This window comes from Kocuria sp. ChxB, assembly GCF_044359605.1.
GTDB lineage: Bacteria > Actinomycetota > Actinomycetes > Actinomycetales > Micrococcaceae > Kocuria > Kocuria rhizophila.
The window spans coordinates 1,670,925-1,689,473 of sequence record NZ_CP121123.1 but is presented as its reverse complement, the minus strand read 5'-3'; the positions used below and the strand labels follow the sequence as shown (position 1 = coordinate 1,689,473).

Annotated in this window: 17 protein-coding genes; 6 read left to right on the top strand and 11 right to left on the bottom strand. The window is 68.6% G+C overall.

The features are described from left to right. Positions 1-673 precede the first annotated feature (673 nt). Positions 674-1,177 carry an FBP domain-containing protein gene (locus P8S73_RS07455; RefSeq protein ID WP_124109075.1) on the top strand — a complete coding sequence of 168 codons (504 nt, stop codon included), beginning with the start codon at positions 674-676 and terminating at the stop codon, positions 1,175-1,177. 4 nt (positions 1,178-1,181) lie between these two features. Here the strand turns inward: P8S73_RS07455 and P8S73_RS07450 are convergent, their stop codons facing one another. The 11 genes from P8S73_RS07450 to P8S73_RS07400 form a co-directional block, all read right to left on the bottom strand. Then, on the bottom strand, positions 1,182-2,531 hold the full coding sequence (locus P8S73_RS07450) for a threonine/serine exporter ThrE family protein (RefSeq protein ID WP_047978213.1): 1,350 nt from the start codon (positions 2,529-2,531) through the stop codon (positions 1,182-1,184). Positions 2,532-2,646: 115 nt separating this feature from the next. Then, positions 2,647-5,277, bottom strand: a complete 2,631-nt coding sequence (locus tag P8S73_RS07445; RefSeq protein WP_082141983.1) for a replicative DNA helicase — start codon at positions 5,275-5,277, stop codon at positions 2,647-2,649. A gap of 207 nt (positions 5,278-5,484) precedes the next feature. Further along, positions 5,485-5,799, bottom strand: a complete 315-nt coding sequence (locus tag P8S73_RS07440) for a hypothetical protein (RefSeq protein WP_047978214.1) — start codon at positions 5,797-5,799, stop codon at positions 5,485-5,487. Between the two features lie 189 nt (positions 5,800-5,988). After that, on the bottom strand, positions 5,989-6,438 hold the full coding sequence (gene rplI / locus P8S73_RS07435; RefSeq protein ID WP_012399404.1) for a 50S ribosomal protein L9: 450 nt from the start codon (positions 6,436-6,438) through the stop codon (positions 5,989-5,991). Between the two features lie 20 nt (positions 6,439-6,458). Then, positions 6,459-6,695 (bottom strand): 30S ribosomal protein S18, encoded by a 237-nt coding sequence (rpsR, locus tag P8S73_RS07430; protein ID WP_012399405.1) that lies wholly within the window; start codon positions 6,693-6,695, stop codon positions 6,459-6,461. A gap of 66 nt (positions 6,696-6,761) precedes the next feature. Beyond that, complete coding sequence (locus tag P8S73_RS07425) at positions 6,762-7,400, bottom strand: single-stranded DNA-binding protein (protein ID WP_047978215.1); 639 nt, start codon at positions 7,398-7,400, stop codon at positions 6,762-6,764. Between the two features lie 121 nt (positions 7,401-7,521). Next, the gene (rpsF, locus tag P8S73_RS07420) at positions 7,522-7,827 is read right to left on the bottom strand and encodes a 30S ribosomal protein S6 (protein WP_012399407.1); all 306 of its coding nucleotides are present in this window, start codon (positions 7,825-7,827) and stop codon (positions 7,522-7,524) included. 130 nt (positions 7,828-7,957) lie between these two features. Next, positions 7,958-8,347: a TM2 domain-containing protein gene (locus P8S73_RS07415; protein ID WP_191550948.1), complete on the bottom strand. Its 390-nt coding sequence runs from the start codon at positions 8,345-8,347 to the stop codon at positions 7,958-7,960. 51 nt (positions 8,348-8,398) lie between these two features. Then, positions 8,399-9,550 (bottom strand): hypothetical protein, encoded by a 1,152-nt coding sequence (locus tag P8S73_RS07410; RefSeq protein WP_191550947.1) that lies wholly within the window; start codon positions 9,548-9,550, stop codon positions 8,399-8,401. Between the two features lie 15 nt (positions 9,551-9,565). Next, complete coding sequence (locus P8S73_RS07405) at positions 9,566-10,825, bottom strand: glycosyltransferase 87 family protein (protein ID WP_047978216.1); 1,260 nt, start codon at positions 10,823-10,825, stop codon at positions 9,566-9,568. A 240-nt stretch (positions 10,826-11,065) separates the two neighbouring features. Beyond that, positions 11,066-12,490 carry a CCA tRNA nucleotidyltransferase gene (locus P8S73_RS07400; RefSeq protein WP_396350287.1) on the bottom strand — a complete coding sequence of 475 codons (1,425 nt, stop codon included), beginning with the start codon at positions 12,488-12,490 and terminating at the stop codon, positions 11,066-11,068. 165 nt (positions 12,491-12,655) lie between these two features. Here P8S73_RS07400 and P8S73_RS07395 point away from each other — a divergent pair, with 165 nt between their 5' ends. The 5 genes from P8S73_RS07395 (at position 12,656) to trxA (ending at position 18,548) form a co-directional block, all read left to right on the top strand. Beyond that, on the top strand, positions 12,656-13,156 hold the full coding sequence (locus tag P8S73_RS07395; protein ID WP_029603333.1) for an NUDIX hydrolase: 501 nt from the start codon (positions 12,656-12,658) through the stop codon (positions 13,154-13,156). Positions 13,157-13,221: 65 nt separating this feature from the next. Then, positions 13,222-14,877, top strand: a complete 1,656-nt coding sequence (murJ, locus tag P8S73_RS07390) for a murein biosynthesis integral membrane protein MurJ (RefSeq protein ID WP_396350286.1) — start codon at positions 13,222-13,224, stop codon at positions 14,875-14,877. A gap of 65 nt (positions 14,878-14,942) precedes the next feature. Continuing rightward, the gene (locus P8S73_RS07385) at positions 14,943-16,865 is read left to right on the top strand and encodes a hypothetical protein (protein WP_396350285.1); all 1,923 of its coding nucleotides are present in this window, start codon (positions 14,943-14,945) and stop codon (positions 16,863-16,865) included. 247 nt (positions 16,866-17,112) lie between these two features. Continuing rightward, on the top strand, positions 17,113-18,096 hold the full coding sequence (gene trxB, locus P8S73_RS07380) for a thioredoxin-disulfide reductase (protein WP_059281318.1): 984 nt from the start codon (positions 17,113-17,115) through the stop codon (positions 18,094-18,096). Positions 18,097-18,212: 116 nt separating this feature from the next. Continuing rightward, positions 18,213-18,548: a thioredoxin gene (gene trxA, locus P8S73_RS07375; RefSeq protein ID WP_019310415.1), complete on the top strand. Its 336-nt coding sequence runs from the start codon at positions 18,213-18,215 to the stop codon at positions 18,546-18,548. The last annotated feature ends 1 nt before the right edge of the window (position 18,549 follow it).

Below are 18,549 nucleotides of genomic sequence, written 5' to 3'. Positions count from 1 at the left end.
GCATTGGCGATGCCGCTACCGCCGGGGCCACACTCGCGGCCACGATCACGGGAACGCTCCACGCAACCCCCTTGGCCAGCCGCCGCCGGTCGATGTCGGAGTCGTTCACGGGTTCCCCAGTCTGTCCAGCATTCATGTCGATGCATCAATTTTAGCACTCAGGTGATTCCCAAACTTGCGTTCTCGCATGTCAGGCCACGTTGCCCCACGGTGAGGCCCGGCCATCCTGACACCCCGTCGGACCCCCAAACCCAAACCCCAGCTACTCTCCGGGACCGCCCGGCGTCCCGCCCGCAGACACCCGCGCCCCCCGGGGCCACTCATCCGGTGCACGTGCGACAGCCCGGCGATAGACTCGCCGGGTACGTCACCACGATCCGCACCCGCGGAGGAACGAGGCTCACGTGCGTCAGGAGGCAGCCGGCTCTCACGCCGGCACCAGACAGCGCTGACCCGCGCGGCCGTCGTCTGCGGACGACCGGGCCGCGCCCTTCGTCACGCCCAAAAATTCCACCGCGTCCCTGCCCCGCCGCCGGACCGTGCCCGATGTCCTCACGCTCCCGAACGACGCCGCCGCCGCGCCTTCCTGCCCCGCGCCCGGGTGCGTGTCCCACGCAACGCCCGCGAGCGGCGTCGTGCGCGCAGTGACGCACCAGAACGAAAGCCCAAAATCATGCATACGCATACAGAATCCGAAATCCGCAAGAGTTTCATCAACTGCTCCAAAGGTGCTGCCCAGCGCATCAACATCCCCCAGGACGTGCTGCACACCGCGTGGGAGCAGCAGATCTTCCTGGGGTGGTACGACCCCAAATCGCCGCGCGCCGGCTACGTGGTGGTGGAGACCGAGGACGGCCTGCGCGGGCTCGTCATGGAGAAGAGCGCGCAGAAGGCGACGGGTGGGGCGAGGATGTGCCAGATCTGCCTGACCCTGCACCCGGCCAGCGGGGTGTCGCTCGTGTCCATCCAGCGCTCCAAGTCCGCGAAGGACAAGTACAGCTCCGTGGGCACGTACGTGTGCTCCAACCTCGCGTGCAGCGACTACACGCTGGGGCGGCGCAAGCCCGAGGGCGTGCGCCAGATGGAGGAGACCATGAGTCCCGAGGAGCGCGCCGAGCGCACGCTCGAGAACATGCGCGGCCTCGTGCAGCGCGTGGCGGAGGCCATGGGGAAGTAGCTGCTCAGCTGTTGAAGGGCTTGGAGAAGATCGGGACCATGATGTCGCTGAAATTCGCCTCGTCCGCCATCTCGCGGCGGAACTTCTGGCCCGGGTGCTTGAGGGCGAACTGCCTGCGGCGCCCGGCCCAGAGGGTCTCCGACGCGAGGTACTGACCCAGCATGCCGCCCATGCTCAGGCAGAACGCGGTGATGGCGGCCTTGAGCACGGACTCCCCGGCGTCCTGCATGCCGAAGATCGTGCCCAGCACGCCCTGATAGACCAGCATCCCCGGGAACTGGGGCAGGAGCACGATCATCAGGGTGGCGTTGGAGGCCAGGTTCAGGGTGCGGGTGAGGGTCACACTCAGCGCGCCGGCGATGATGGAGCAGATCAGGATGGCGCCGTAGGAGCTGATGCCCACCGCCCCGAGGCCCAGCACACCCAGCTGCACCAGACCGCCGAACAGGCCGAGTGCCCACAGCTTCCACCCGCGCCCCCCGGACGCGAGCGCGAAGCCCGCGGACACCGCGAACGCACCCAGGACGGACAGCGCCCACCGGGAGTCGTCCATCTCCAGGGTCTCGATGTAGTCCATGGAGTTGCCCACGAGCGGCTGCATGGCGTGGATGCCCACCGTCACGCCGGCCACCAGACCGGCCGTGCTGGTCACGGCCTCCAGGATGCGGCCGGACGCGGAGACGTACCAGCCGGTGATGACGTCGTGCACCGCACCGTAGGCCGCGATCCCGGCGAGCCACGCGGCGAGCGCGGCCACGATGCACACCGCGGTCTGGGTGATGTCGAAGAGGACCCCTGCCACGGTCGCTCCCAGCACAGCGGTGAGCCCACCTGCCGCCAGGCTGAAGATCTCCGGGGCCTTGATGCGCTGGATGAGCGCGTACACCCCGTACACGATGGCCGAGACCACGCCCGCGCTGATCGCGGTGCCCCAGCTGCCCCCGAGGATCAGCGCGAAGCCCACCCCGAACATGGTGAAACCGGTCATGATCAGCTTGTGACCGACGACCCGCGACTTCGCCATGATCTCGTCCATGCGGTCGCTGGCCTCGTCCGCGCTGAGCTCCCCCAGCACGAACTTCTCCAGCACCTCACCGGCGGCGGTGCGCAGCTGGATGTCCAGCGTTCCGGGCTGGGTCTCGAACACCCGCGTGCTGGGAGCCTTGTCCGGCTGGTCCTGGTGACTGATGGTCACCTGCCCCAGGGAGACGCTGACGGTCACGTCCCGCAGGTCGGTCTTGCGGAAGATCGACAGCAGCGACTTGGTGGTGTTCGCGGACCCCGCCCCGCTGCGGATCAGGGCGTCCGCGATCTGGAAGGCGAGTTTGTAAGCGGCCTGTTCTGTGGTGAGCACTGGCCAAGCGTAGTGGGGCGCCGCAGTTACCGGCGAGGCGAGGAGGGGGCAGTCTGGTGGGAGGTTGGCCACACGCCCCGCCCGGCCATTCCTGCACAGGGAGGCGCTGAGCTGCTCAGAACCCTTCCAGCGCCATGTTCGCGAACCGTGAGTAGTGCCCCTGGAACGCCACCACGATGGTCTTGGTGGGGCCGTTACGGTGCTTCGCCACGATCACGTCCGCCTCACCCGCGCGCGGGGACTCCTTGTCGTACACGTCCTCACGGTGCAGGAGGATGACCATGTCCGCGTCCTGCTCGATCGAGTTGTGCACCGTCACCCCGTTGGCAATGAAGTTGTGCGAACCCACCACGGTGGCGTCGAAAACCTCTTCCTCGCTGTCATGGGTGATGGACAGGATGCGGTCCCAGTAGAGGTCGTTCATGGCGATCATGTCGAGCTCGTGGGTGTCCAGGGCCTCGATGACCCGGGCCATCCGGGTACGGGAGGGGGCCGTCTTGTAGAGAGCCGATCCGCAGTACCGGGTCCCCAGGGCCTCCTGGAATGAGCGGTGCGTGATGCCCTTCTGTTCGATGATCCGCCGGACATCGTCCCAGACGTTGATGGGCATTGTGTCCACATTGGTGTTGTGCTTGATGTCCCGCAGAATCTCCAGCAGATGCTCGACGTTGCGCGATCGATCTCCATGAACGCCGATCTGCTCCAGGAACATGAGCTGGTCCTCCGTCCCGGAGATGTCGACGGTGTGCGATGGGCGGTAAGCACTCTTCTGGGTGGACTTGATCCGGCCCACAATGCCAAAGCGCATGAGGAGCCGGCTGACGTCATCTGCAAGTCGACGTGAGGTTGACGAGTAGTAGATGCGACCTCCCCGCTGATTCTTGTTGACTGTGACGGAACCGTCCGTCGCCCACAAGTGATGCAGAAAAAGCTTGATTTGACGTTTTGGAAGAGAGAACACGGCTTGCGGAACAAATTTTTCGTGGCTCCGAGCGCCGAAGAGGCCCATGCCGTCGAGCCAGCCCGCTATGGGGTTCCGTCTGCCATGAGTCAGTCGGTACGGCGCGGGCAAACGAAGGGACGTGCAGCGGGAAGCCGCATGTTCATCTCTTACTGGGGTGATGCCGAAGTGGGCGGCAGCACTCGTCACCACTCGTAGATTGTTCTCATCGATCGAGGCGTAACGAATGGGCTGGCGTCGTACGAATGAACCGTCTCCAATCAGATGAGCCAGCATCACCACTTCGTGATCGTCCCACTGCGTTTCCTGCTCCGGCGCACACACGTGCCGCGGGATGCCCAGTCGCTCTCCAGCCGTGAGATCTCCCAGCGCCGTCCAGCCGTCGTAGGTGAAGAACTTGTGGTTGGCCGTGGCCCGGACCTCGCGGCCGGATGCGAGCCGGAGCTTGTACACCGGTTTGGTGCCCGTGGAGAAGACGTGCGTCATGGGACGCTTCACGTACCGGAGGTCATCCGCAAGTGCCCACACGGGCACGTCCTTCTCCCCGGAGTCGAAGAGTTCACGCATGGTCGTCTCCGCGCCGGTGTCCGCCCGCAGGATGCGGGTGTCGCCGGTGAGGCAGCCCGATTCGCGCAGGTCACTCACCTGCGGCTTCTTGTCCTGACGCTGCTCCGCACCACGGTTCAGCTGGGACAGCGCCACCACGGGCACGTCCAGCTCCTTGGCGAGCAGCTTGAGCGCACGGGAGAACTCGGAGACCTCCTGCTGGCGGGACTCCACCTTCTTGCCGGAGCTCATCAGCTGCAGGTAGTCCAGGATCACCAGGTTGAGGTCGTGCTTCTGCTTGAGCCGGCGGCACTTGGCGCGGATCTCCATGAGCGACATGTTCGGGGAGTCGTCGATGAACAGGGGTGCCTCGTTCATCTTGCCCATGATCTGCGCGATCTTGGCCCACTGGTCGTCGTGCAGGGTGCCCGCGCGCAGGTCCTGCATGTTGAGGGTGCCCTCCGCGGAGAGCAGTCGCATGGCGATCTCGTTGCGGCTCATCTCCAGGGAGAAGATCACCGAGGTCATGCCGTGCTTGATGGAGGCCGAGCGCGCGACGTCCAGCGCGAGCGTGGACTTGCCCATGGCCGGACGGGCCGCAATCACGATCATCTGCCCGCCCTGGAAACCGTGGGTCAGCTCGTCCAGCTCGTGGAACCCGGTGGGCACACCCTGCATGCCCGAACGGCTGCCCGCGGCCTCGATCTCGTCCACGGTGGCTTCCATGACGTCCTTCAGCGGGACGTAGTCCTCCGCCGTGCGCCGCTCCGCCACCTGGTAAATCTCGCCCTGGGCCTCGTTGACGATGTCGTCCACTTCGCCGTCGTGCGCGTAGCCCAGCTGCACGATCTTGGTGCCGGCCTCCACGAGCCGCCGCAGCACCGCGCGTTCCCGTACGATCTCCGCGTAGAAGCCCGCGTTCGCCGCAGTGGGCACGGAGGCGATGAGCGAGTGCAGGTAGGCGATCCCGCCGATCCGCTCGATCTCACCGTTCTTGGTGAGCTCGTCCCCCACGGTGATCGCGTCCGCGGGCTCGCCGCGCCCGTAGAGGGACACCACGGCGTCGTAGATGTTCTCGTGCGCCGGCTTGTAGAAGTCGACGCCGCGCAGCACCTCCACCACGTCCGCGATGGCGTCCTTGGAGAGCATCATCCCGCCCAGCACCGACTGCTCGGCCTGGTTGTCGTGCGGCATGGTGCGGCCGTAGTCCTCGCGCGGGCCGGACGTGTATTCGGACACCCTGTCTCACTTTCTTCACGACGGCGGCGCCCGTCCTCCGCGGCGCACCCCACCATTCTCGCACCGCCCTCAGACCCGCACAGCGCGTGTTCCCGCGCTGTCCACGGCCTGTGGAAAACTCTGTGGGAAACGTGTGGAACACGCCGCTCGGCCGTGTGCACAGCATGTGGAGATCTCTGTGGACAAGCACGCTTAGCTGTGGATGAATCAGCTGATGAGCACCAGGGACATGAGCCACAGCAAGGGGGAGCACAGCAGCGCCAGCAGGAGCACCAGCACGAACCTGCCGCGCAGCCGGGGGAACGCCACGATCCCGGCGACCCCGATGATCCCGGCCACCAGGGAAGTGACGGCACTCAGGATCAGCCCTGCCAGAAGCACCCCCATGGAGAACTCCGGGCTGAAGGAGTTGCCCACCAGGAACCCGCCGAAGAAGAGGACCACGGTGAGGGCCACACATCCCAGCCCGGCCCAGAACAGCTTCCGGCCCGTGCTCATCGTGTACACACTCCTGGAGATCATGACCTCGATCCTCCCACGAACCGCTCCGGAGAGGCTGGATGCCTCTGGGCATGGAAGAACCCCGTGGAAGGCGTTCCACGGGGTTCTCACGGATCCTGCGCGGATCCACCGGGGTCCACCCGTCCGCGCCCCTTGACGGACGCGGACGGGCTCGCCGAGCACCGGGGTGCTGCGGCGGGACCACGGGGATCAGGCGGGGACGACCTCGAACTCCACGTTCGCGTTGACGTCCTCGTGCAGGTGGACCACGGCCTGGTACACGCCGGTGGTCTTGATGCGCTGGGTCAGGTCCACGCGACGCTTGTCGATGGAACCGAGACCGGCGTTCTCCACAGCGGAGGCGATGTCGCCGGCGCGGACCGTGCCGAACAGGCGACCCTCGGCACCGGCCGTGACCGGGACGGTCAGGGTGGTGGAGGTCAGCTTGGCGGCGAGAGCCTGCGCGTCCTCGAGGGAGGACAGCTCACGTGCCGCACGAGCCTGCTTGATCGACTCGATCTGCTTCTCGGCGCCACGGCTCCACGGGGTGGCGAAGCCGCGGGGGAACAGGAAGTTACGGGCGTAGCCGTTCTTCACGTCCACCACGTCGCCAGCGGAACCGAGCCCGGAGACTTCCTGGGTCAGGATGATCTTTGCCATGAGTTCTCAGTCCTCTCTGATCAGCGGCCGGCGCCGGAGTAGGGCAGCAGTGCCACTTCACGAGCGTTCTTGATCGCCTGGGCGATCTTGCGCTGCTCCTGGACGGACACGCCGGTCACGCGGCGAGCGCGGATCTTTCCGCGATCGGAGATGAACTTGCGCAGCAGTGCGACGTCCTTGTAGTCGATCTCGGTGACGTCAGCCGCCTTGAGCGGGTTCTGCTTTGGTTTCGGCTTGCGAATTTCAGCCTTGGCCATCGTGGTGCTCCTTTTCTGGTGCGGAGCCCGCAGGCGGACCTGCGGGATGGGGTGGATTGTTGATGTTTAGAAGGGGGGCTCGTCCTCGGAGTCGGCGCCCCAGTCGTAGTTCCCGCCGGAGGACTGACCCCAGGGGTCACCGCCCTGCTGCGGTCGCTGCTGGCCGCCACGGCCACCCTGGTTCCCGTTGAACCCGCCGCCCTGGTTGCCGCCCTGGTTGAAACCACCGCCGCCGCCCTGGGAGTCGTTGAACCCTCCCTGGCCGCCGCCCTGGTTTCCTCCGAAGCCGCCCTGACCGCCGCCGAAGCCCTGGTTCCCGCCGTAAGAGTTTCCTCCGCCGCGCGAGTTGCGGTTGATCTTGGCGGTCGCGTACTTCATGGAGGGGCCGATCTCGTCCACTTCCAGCTCGGTGCTGGTGCGGCGCTCCCCTTCCTTGGTCTCGTACGAGCGTGCCTTGAGGCGGCCCTGGACGATCACGCGGGTGCCCTTGGTGAGGGACTCCGCCACGTTCTCGGCTGCCTCACGCCACACCGAGCAGCGCATGAAAAGAGTTTCCTGGTCTTTCCACTCGTTGCTCTGCCGGTCGAAGGCGCGCGGGGTGGACGCAACGGTGAAGTTGGCCACGGCGGCTCCGGACGGCGTGAAGCGAAGTTCGGGGTCTGCGGTCAGATTTCCGATCACTGTGATGACGGTGTCGCCAGCCATGTGAACCTCCGGATGTGTGGACGCTGGATGCGAGACTCAGTGGGTTGACAAGCATCTCACGGAGCCCGTGAGGGCTGCCGGGGAGAGTGCGGTGTGCAGTCCGGGTGGACCGCACGTCAGCTCACTTGCCGTGGATCTTCTGCTCTTCCGGGCGGATGATCTTGGTGCGCATCACGGCCTCGTTCAGGCTCAGGACACGGTCCAGTTCCTTGGCGGTCTGCGGCTCGGCGGTGAAGTTCACCACGGCGTAGATCCCCTCGGACTTCTTCTGGATCTCGTAGGCCAGGCGACGACGGCCCCAGATGTCGAGCTTGTCGACGGTGCCGTTCTCCTTGGTGACGACCTCGAGGAACTTCTTGAGGGTCGGCTCGACGGCACGCTCCTCCACCTCGGGGTTGAGGATGACCATCAGTTCGTATTCACGCATGTAAAGAACCCACCTCCTTCGGGCTGAGCGGCTGCGGTCCTTCCGCAGCAGGAGGTTCTGTGCGTTGTCGGTGCCGGCACGAGAAACGGCGCACGGCACACAGACTTGCCCACTTTACTACAGCGGGGCCTCAGTAGCCACTGACGCGCCGGGCCAGCCGGGCGTTGAGAGTGCCCACCCGCACCGGGATCACGAAGATGTCCACGAGCAGCAGCAGCCACAGGGGAATCAGCAGGAACCACCCGATGAAGATGCCCACGGTGGCCCACCCCGCCACCCCGAGGGTGAGGTAGATCAGGCCCTGGAACGGCTGGGACAGGTAGAACTTGTGGATCCCGAACTGGCCCAGGAAGAACCACAGCACGTATGCGAGCAGCGTGGACTTGCCACCCACCACGTTCACGTTGACCGTGGGGCCTCCCCAGGAGGCGCCGGCGGTGCTGCCGTACGGCGAGCCCGGGCGGGCCCCGCCCCGCGGCGGCATGGGCTGCGCGCGGTAGTACTCCGGTTCCTCGGCCATGGTGGCTCCCCTGTCCTCGTGCGGCACTGCGGTGTCTCGGCTGTCTCCAGTCTAGGAGGGCCGAGGGCCCGCCTGGGGGTGGGTCAGCGGGGAGCGCAACCGGACGTCGGTGTCCAGGTGCTCCCCGGTGGTGCGGGCCGTCACCTCGATCTCGAAGGACACCATCTCCTCCATCTGCCGCCCGTTCTGCAGCCACGTGACCCGGGCCTGCGCCTGCCGGAAGGGCACCGCGTGGAAGGTGAGGGGATCCCGCGCGTCGGGCTCCAGCAGCAGCGCGGGACGCGAGGTGAGCTGCCAGCGCACGTTGGAGACCCCGTCCGCCAACCCGCTCGTCCCGGTCGGTGCGCCACCCCCGGACGACGGCGCCCGCTCGGCCTTCCGGGGAACGGGACAGGTGGCCGCGTCGAAGCGCACCACGTTGCCGCACGTGCTGAGGGTGTTCTGCACCTCGCGCTCCACCTCCTCCCACATGCGTGGCGAGGCCTCGTAGGTCATGCCCGCCTCGGCCGGACGCGGATCCGCAAGAGATATCTCCGTGACGGCATGCTTCCCGGCCACCAGGTACGAGTCCTGCGGCAGGGCGACGTCGTACTGCCCGGGGAGGCCCTCGAAGCGCCAGGTGCGGGCGGGACCGCCAGGAGGGGCGTCCGGGTCCGGCCCGATCGCGGTGTCCTCGGGACGGACCTTCTGCCCGTTGACGGCCAGCGCGTCCACGGCGGCGGGCAGCCGGACGGTCACGGGCGCGTGCTCGCGCTCGCGCAGCTGCCAGGCGTCGTTGAACGGCCCCCACGCCGTCACGAGGTGCACGGTGTAGTCGCGCCGGACCACGGAGCCGTCCCCCAGGCCCACGTCCACGGTGACCACCGCCGTGTCCCCGGTGACCCGGGTGCCCACGAACTCGTGGCGCTGCGGGCGGTTGCCCGCGGCTCGGTACGCGGGGTTGGTGAGCACCTGGTCGAGCCCGTCGTCCTCCGTGGTCAGCAGCGGTGCCATGACCTGCCGGGAGCTGCCTCCCTCCAGGTAGCTCAGGTAGGTGTCCACAGGGGACTCCGGGTCCCGGGCCACCAGGAACCAGTTCGCGGCGGAGGTCCACACCGTGACGATGCCGACCACGAGCGCGAGGACCACCACGAGCGGCACGGCCAGGGCGCGCAGGGTGGGCAGCGCCAGGTTCTCGAGGGCCTCGGGTTCGTGTCTGCTCATGGGTTCTGCGGCGGGCTACTGCACGGCGGAGGCACCCAGGGCCGCCGCCTTGCGGCCGCGGAACATGTCCACCACCACGGCCACCACCAGGTACACGAGGAACGCGTAGCGCACCACGGCCAGCAGGTCCTGGGCGCTCCACCCGAACTCCTGCGCCCAGGGCAGGGTGGGCCACGCCGAGCTGGGAAGCACCACGGTGGCCCAGTAGAGGGTCTCCACCACCTGCCACAGCGCGAACTCCACCCAGTTGCGCCGGCACAGGATCACGAGCGGCACGAGCCACAGCACGTAGGTCAGGGAGTACTCCTTGGCCAGCAGGATGTAGAGCGCCAGCAGCAGGAAGGTCACCTGCACCACGGAGGGTTCACGCTTGCTCAGCAGTGCGACGAGCAGGACGAACACCAGTGCCAGCACCATGCTCAGCAGGACGAACTGGCCACCGTCCCCGGCGCCCAGGGAGACTCCGGTGCGAGGCTCCACGGTGGAGGCCCACACGTTCCACAGGGAGGAGCTGCCCGTGTCGGAGCGGACCATCTCGTTGAACTGGGCGAGCCACCGGTCCCAGGCCGTGAGCATGTAGGTCCCGTTGATCACCGCCCACGCGAACACGGCCCACAGCAGCGCGGAGACGATGTCCTTCAGGAACCGGTGCCGGGCGGCCATGATCAGGATGGCCAGCAGCACCACCACCGGGAAGAAGGCCACGGACGCGCCGAAACCCACCATGATCCCGGCCACGGCGGGATTGCCGCGCACGTACCCCAGGACGGCCAGCATCATGAAGAGCACGGCCCACAGGTCCCAGGACTGGAAGCCCACCAGCACCACCACGGGGGACAGCGCCATGACCAGCGCGTCCGTGCTGCGGTTGCCGCTCAGCGACGACACCACGGCCACGATCGCCAGCCACACCAGCGCCAGCAGCACCACCGAGAGGTCCAGGTAGAAGCCCTGCCCCACGTCCAGACCCATCAGGGAGGACAGGTTGGAGGCGAACCACCCGATGATCGTGGTGATCATGCCCACCAGCACGGGCTGGTCCCCCGTGGGGCCGCCCGTGAAGAAGCCTCCGGCCACGTCCGAGGAGCGCACCCCCAGATCGCCCGCGTCGATCACGGTGGCGCACAGCTGCGGGACCTGCTCCGCGACGTTCCACTCCGGCACGTGGCACGGGATGCGGATGAGGTAGGCCATCATCACCGTGTACAGCCCCACGCCCAGCAGCATCAGGCCGGCACTTGCTCCGGACCTGTTGCGTGCACCTTCGAGGCTCATGCGGGGTCTCCTAGGGCGTGGGCGGGGAATCGATCACCAGTGTTCCACGCGGGTGCGCGTTCTCGGGCGTCATGTCACTCTGCGGCGTGCAGCGCCGGGCGACACCTGCCCGGTGGAGCGGCGCACGGCACCGAGTCCGTGGAACGGCGCGCGGCACCGGACCTGTGGCGCGGCCCCCAGCGCCGGACCACACCGGGGTGGCGCAGTGCCCCGCCCCTCGGCACGACGCCGCCGCTCGGCTCAGGAGCCGCCGATGCCCTTCTCACGGGCCCACCGCAGCAGCCGCTCCCGCGCCTCGTCCTCCCCGAGCGCCCCCTCGTCCAGGCGCAGCTCCAGGAGGTACTTGTAGGCCCGACCCACCTGGGGCCCCGGCGGGATGCCCAGGACCCCCATGATCTGCTGCCCGTCCAGCTCGGGGCGCACGGCGTCGAGCTGCTCCTGCTCCGCCAGCTGCGCGATGCGCCGCTCGAGCTCGTCGTAGTGCCCGGCCAGCCGGGCGGCCTTGCGACGGTTCCGGGTGGTCACGTCCGAGCGGGTCAGCCGGTGCAGCCGCTCGAGCTCGCTCCCCGCGTCCCGCACGTAGCGGCGCACCGCGGAGTCGGTCCAGTCCGCCTCTCCATATCCGTAGAAACGCATATGAAGTTCCACCAGGCGGGTGACCCGCTTGATCGTGTCGTTGTCGAAGCGCAGCGCCTTCATCCGCTTGCGGGTGAGCTTGGCGCCCACCACCTCGTGGTGGCGGAAGCTGACCGCCCCGGACGGCTCGAAGCGCCGGGTGGCGGGCTTGCCCACGTCGTGCATCAGCGCGGCGAAGCGCAGCGCGAAGTCCGGGGCGGGAACGGGGCCCCCCGCGTCCGTCTCCTTCTCCGCGGCCTGCTCCATGACCGTGAGGGAATGCTGGTAGACATCCTTGTGGTGGTGGGCCTCGTCCGTCTCGAGCTGCAGCGCCGGCACCTCGGGCAGCACGATCTGGGCGAGGCCGGTGTCCACCATGAGTTCGACGCCGCGCCGCGGCTGGGCGCCGCAGATCAGCTTGACCAGCTCCTCGCGCACGCGCTCTGCGGAGACGATCTCGATCCGCTGCGCCATGGCAGTCATTGCCTCACGCACCGGTTCCGCCACCGTCAGACCCAGCTGGGACGTGAAGCGGGCGGCGCGCATCATGCGCAGGGGATCGTCCGTGAAGGAGTCCTCCGGGGTTCCGGGGGTGCGCAGGACACCCGCGTGCAGGTCCTTGATGCCCCCGAAGGGATCCACGAGCTCCATGTCCGGCAGCCGCAGCGCCATGGCGTTGACCGTGAAGTCACGGCGGCGCAGATCCTCCGTGAGGTCGTCCCCGAACGCCACCGTGGGTTTGCGCGAATCGGGGTCGTAGGCCTCGGCGCGGTAGGTGGTGACCTCCAGCTGCATGCCCGCCTTGCGCATCCCGATGGTCCCGAAGTCCCGTCCGATCTCCCAGTGGGCGTCCGCCCAGTCGCGGATGACGGCCAGGGTCTGATCGGGATCCGCGTCCGTGGTGAAGTCCAGGTCCAGGGCCTCCCGCCCCAGGAGCAGATCGCGGACGGGACCGCCCACGAGGGACAGCTCGTGCCCGGAGGCGGCGAAGAGCCGGCCCAGTTCGAGGGAGACGGGGTGGAGGGAGGAGGTGTCCAGCAGCTGCGTCATGATGCGAGCCATTATCGCATCACGGCCCCGAGCGGCCTCGCCGGCCGCCGCCACCGAACCGGGGCGGGGTCGCGCCACGGCTTCTCGACTGCCCTGCCGGGGCTGCGGCGGGGGCCTCCGGCGGCCGTCAGGGAGTGCCAGGTGATTGTGGCTAAGGTAGACGGCATGGCTTTCCCCGTACCCAGCGCGCCCAAGAGGCGACCGAACCAACCGGTCTCCGCGCTGCCCACGGTGGAAGAGGTCTCGGCCGGTGGGATCGTGGTCAACCTGTCCGACCCCACGCATCCGGTGGCCATCATCGCTCGCATCAACCGCGGTGGGCGCCTGGAGTGGTGCCTCCCCAAGGGGCATCCCGAGGGTGAGGAGACCAACCAGGAGGCCGCCGTGCGGGAGATCGAGGAGGAAACCGGGATCAGGGGCCGGGTGCTCTCCCCGCTGGGCAGCATCGACTACTGGTTCACCGTCTCCGGGCACCGTGTGCACAAGACCGTCCACCATTTCCTGCTGGAGGCCACCGGCGGATTCCTGACCACCGAGAACGATCCCGACCACGAGGCCGTGGACGTGGCGTGGGCGGGCATCGACGACCTCGGGCGCAAGCTGTCCTTCCCCAACGAGCGGCGCATCGCCGACATCGCCCGGGAATACATCATCCACCAGTTGTAAGGTGTCCCGTTCGACCCGTGCCGCGCCGCGGACGGTCCCACCCTTCGTGCAGGAGGCCTTGTTCCATGCAGAGCTCCGGGGCGCGCGCCAGCGCCATCATGGCCTCCGGGACCCTGGTGTCCCGGATCCTGGGTTTCGTCAAGACCTTCCTGATCACGGTGGCCATCGGCTCCGCCGCCACCATGGCGGACGTGTTCCAGCTGGCCAACACCCTGCCCAACCTGATCTACGTGCTGATCGCCGGCGGTGTGTTCAACGCGGTTCTGGTGCCGCAGATCATCAAGGCGTCCAAGTCCGAGGACGAGGGCGCTGACTACATCTCGCGGCTGCTGACGCTCGCCGTGATCGCCCTGCTGGTGATCACCGCCGCCGTGCTGCTGTGCGTGGGGCCCATCATGCGGCTCATGGGCCCCGGCTGGTCCCAGGAGCAGCTGGCCATGGGCACCATGTTCGCGGTGATCACGTTCCCCCAGATCTTCTTCTACGGGCTCTACACCGTGGTGGGCCAGGTGCTCAACGCCAAGGGCGCGTTCGGGGCCTACATGTGGGCGCCCGTGCTGAACAACGTCATCGCGATCGCCTCGCTGCTGGTGTTCATCTACCTGTTCGGCCCGTTCCGCACCACCCCGCACACGCTGGAGAACTGGACGTCGGCGCAGACGTTCTGGCTCGTGGGGATGTCCACGGTGGGCGTGGCCGCCCAGGCCTTCATCCTGTTCTGGCCGCTCGCGCGGCTGGGTCTGCGCGTCCGCCCGCGCTTCGGGTGGCGCGGGATCGGGCTGTCCGCCGCGGGTCGGCTGGGCGGCTGGACCCTGGCCACCGGCGTGATCGCCAACCTCGCCTTCATGGCCCTGTACCGCACGGCGGCCATCCCCACCGGAGCTCGCTCCGACGTTCCCGCCGGCCCGGGCGGTCCCGCCCCGATCGCGGGCACGGCCGTGCTGGACCAGGCCACGATGCTCTACGCCCTGCCCCACGGGGTGATCGGGCTGTCCATCGCCACCGTGCTGTTCAACCGGATGGCGGCCGCCGCCGCGGAGCACGACCGCGAGTCCCTGGTGTCCTCCCTCTCCTCGAGCCTGCGCGTCACGGGCGTGGCCACGGTGTTCTGCATGGTGGCCCTGATCGTCTACGCCGGACCGCTGGGCATGCTGTTCTCCGGCGGTGTCCCCGCGGCGGGCGCCGTGATCGGGCAGGTCATCACCGTGATCGCGATCGGCGCACCGTTCATGTCCACGGCGTTCATGCTGGGCCGCGCGTTCTACGCCCAGGAGGACGCCCGCACACCGTTCATGGTGCAGCTCGCGGTATCCGTGTTCACGGTGCTCGGCGCCGTGGTCATCGCCCACGCCGTCCCGCCCGAGCAGATGGTGTTCGCCGTGGCCGGGTGCTACGCCCTGCAGAACATCCTGGCCACGGTCATCTACCACTACGCGCTCAAGCGGCGGATCGGCGACTACGGCCTGTCCCGCATCGTGGGCTCGCACGCCCGGATCCTGGCGGCCTCCCTCGTGGCGGGGCTCGTCGGCGTGGCGGCCCTGTGGCTCATGGGCGGCTACAGCACGGACGGCTTCCCGTGGCACCGGCAGGTCACGGCGCTGGCCACCATCGCGGTCGGAGGCATCGCCATGGCCGTGGGCTACGCGGTGGCCCTGAAGGTCTTCCGGGTGCAGGAGTTCGCGTCCCTCGTGGCCCCGCTGAAGGCCAAGCTCGGCCGGTAGACTGCCGGAAAGTTCGTTCTCGCGTCCGTGCGACCGCCGCGGCGCCCGAATCAGAGGGAGCCACCGTGTCCCAGCCCATCGCGCTCGGAACCGTCCTGGGCGGCCGCTACAAGGTCAGCGCGTCGCTGCTGAGCACCGCCGACCACGACCACGTGCTCCAGGGCGAGGACCAGATCCTGCGCCGTCGGGTGTCCATCCTGGTTCCCGCGCCCGCGCACGAGTCCACCGTGGTGGAGAACGCCCGTTCCCTCGCGGCCGGCTCCGGGCACAGCGGCTTCCAGGTCCTGGACATGGGCCAGACCGAGGACGCCACCTACCTGGTCACGTCCTACGCACCCGCCGCGGACCTGCTGGACGCGCTGCTGTTCGCGGACCAGCACTCGGACGACTACTCCCTCTCCGACGACATCTTCGGGGATGCGCGCACCGCGTCCTCGGCGTCCTACATCTACGAGGAGCCGGATCCCACCCAGCCGCAGCGCAGCGTCGCACCCCGCACGGAGGAGCCCCAGGACGAGCAGCCCGCCGTCACGCGCTGGAGCGCCTCGGACTACGACGACTACTCCTCGGCGCCGCCCGCACCGTCCGTGCGCAACAGGCTCGGCCTCGCGCGCAAGGTCCGCCCTGGTGCCGTGCGCTCCACCATGTTCGACCGCGCAGCCTCCCGCGGCGGCTCCGGTGGTGCCACGGTGGCCGCCGGCGCCATCGACCCCACGTACGACGGCGACAACCGCTACGAGAGCTTCGAGCGCACCGAGGGCAAGCCGGACCGCCTGGACGAGCGCCACGGCGGCTCACGCGCCGTCCCGTCCGGCGACGCCGCCGGCATCCCTGACGCGCCCGGGCCCCTCGACGACGCCGCCCCGGCCGCCGCGTCCCGGGACCGCGCCGAAGCTGCCACCACAGGTTCCACCGAGCGGACCGATGACAGGACCGCGGGAACGGCTGACGAAAGCACCGGTGGCACCGCCGGCGCGGGGGCTGCCGCTGCAGGGGCCGCACTCGGAGGAGCCACGGGGGCAGGCGCCACGCATCAGCAGCGCGGGCAGGGGCTCGATCCGGAGCCGGAAACCGCCTCTTCACCCGCCAGCGCGGCCGTGGGGGGTCCGCACGCGGGAGGTGCTGACGCCGCCGTGGCCGGTGCCAGCACCGGACCCGGAACCGCTTCCCGTGAGGACCTCGAGCAGGTCACAACACACAGGAACCCGGGCACGGAGGACGTGCCCGCCACGCACGGCAGGGACGCGGTCGACGCGGGTACGGCCACGGCTGGTGCGGCCGCAACGGGCACGGGCAACGGGGACACGTCGGACACCGTGGGCTCCACCGCAGAGGACTCCCGCAAGGGACCGTTGCGCTGGCTCCTGCTGCTCCTGCTGGCCATCGTGCTGATTGCCGCCATTGTCCTGGGGTTCCGGGGACTCGGAGCCCTGACGAGCCAGTTCACCAGTGAGGGAGCACCGGAGCAGACCGCGGCTCCGGCGGATCCCAGCGGCTCTCCCGCCGCGACGGCCGCACCCAGCGCCGCGGCGGCGCCGGACGTGGCCTCCGCCTCCCGGCTGACCTCCGATCCGAACTTCATGGCGGACACGGACGCCACCATGAACCAGGCCACGGACGGCGATCCCGCCACCTACTGGCTCAGCTACGGGTTCTCCAGCGCGCAGTTCGGCAACCTCGCGGACAGCGTGGGTCTTGCGGTGCAGCTGAAGGAACCCGCAACGGCCCAGGAGCTGACCATCCAGCAGGCGGACGGCTCCGGCGGCCAGTTCACCGTCTACGTCTCGGACCAGCCCTCTCTCGAGGGCGCCCAGGAGGTGGGCAAGGGCTCCTTCACCGGCCCCGAGGTCACCGTTGCGCTCTCGGACGCCGCACGCAGCACGCCCCACCAGTACGTGCTGGTCCAGTGGACCGAGCTGCCCCAGCTGAGCAACCCCATTGGCGGATACCCCTTCGGTCTGCGGATCGGAGAGGTGGACGTCCGCTGACCCCACGGGGTCCGGGTGGTCCCCACGGTGGGCCCACGGGGCTGTCCAGGCCCCGGGGACCCGCGGTGCGGCGTCGTCGTCCCCCGTGCGGCGCGACCAGCCCAGGACGCCCCGCGGGGTGGAATATCTGAGCGTGCTCCCCACGTTCTGACGTGTAGTCGACCTCCGCGAACGCGGTGACCCATGGAAAGGCTTCGAAGCAGTGAGCAACCAGCCCGGCATCTTCTCCAGCGCCGTGAACATCGGCGTGGGCGGCGCCGCCCAGCCGTCCACCGCCCCGGCTGCGGCCCCGGGTGACGACGCCGTTCACGACGTCGTCATCGTGGGCTCCGGCCCCGCGGGGTACACCGCCGCGATCTACACGGCGCGGGCCAACCTCAAGCCCGTGGTGCTGGCGGGCTCCGTGACCGCCGGCGGCGAACTCATGAACACCACCGAGGTGGAGAACTACCCCGGGTTCGTGGACGGCATCATGGGCCCCGAGCTCATGGACAGCATGCAGCAGCAGGCGGAACGCTTCGGCGCGGACATCCGCTTCGAGGACGTCGTCTCGGTGGAGCTGGACGGTGAGGTCAAGACCGTGACCATCGAGGACGGCACGGTCCTGCGGGCGCGCGCCGTGATCATCTCCACGGGCTCCGCCTACCGCAAGCTGGGGCTCGAGGACGAGGAGCGCCTGTCCGGACACGGTGTCTCCTGGTGCGCCACGTGCGACGGCTTCTTCTTCAAGGGGCAGAACATCGCCGTGGTGGGCGGTGGTGACTCCGCGATCGAGGAGGCCACCTTCCTCACCAAGTTCGCGGACAAGGTCACGCTGATCCACCGCCGGGACGAGTTCCGTGCCTCGGACATCATGAAGCAGCGCGCGTTCGACGACCCCAAGATCGAGATCCTGTGGAACACCAGGGTCACGGGCATCAACGGTGCGGACAAGGTGGAGTCCCTCGCCCTGGAGGACACGGTCACCGGCGAGGCCTCGGAACTCGCGGTCACCGGGCTGTTCGTGGCCATCGGCTCGGACCCGCGCGTGGATCTCGTGCGGGACCAGCTGGAGCTCACGGTGGACAGCACGATCGCCGTGGACGGCCGCTCCTCCACCACCTCGCTGCCCGGTGTCTTCGCCGCGGGCGACGTGGTGGACCCCACCTACCGCCAGGCCATCACGGCCGCGGGCTCGGGCTGCGTGGCCGCCGTGGATGTGGAGCACTACCTGGCGGCGCTGGACAGCTGAGCCGGCGGGGGCCGCGTGCACCCCCTGGTCGCTGACCCCATTCCTCCGCCCGGACCCGTCCCCGCGGAACCCTCCGGACAGAACCGTCCGGGCGACACCGACGAAAGGAACCAGACATGAGCTCAGCCAAGGACGTCACCGACGCCACCTTCCAGACCGAGGTCCTCGAGAACTCCAAGCCCACCATCGTGGACTTCTGGGCGGAGTGGTGCGGCCCCTGCCGCCAGCTCGGCCCCGTCCTGGACGCCCTGGCCGCCGAGTACGCCGAGCAGGTGGACGTGGTCAAGGTCAACGTGGACGACAACCCCGCGATCGCCTCCCAGTACGGCATCACCTCCATCCCCGCGGTGTACCTCTTCGCCAACGGCGAGGTGGCCAAGACCTCCGTGGGCGCCAAGCCCAAGTCCGCGCTGGAGAAAGAGTTCGGGGAGTACCTCACCCCCTCCGCGTGAG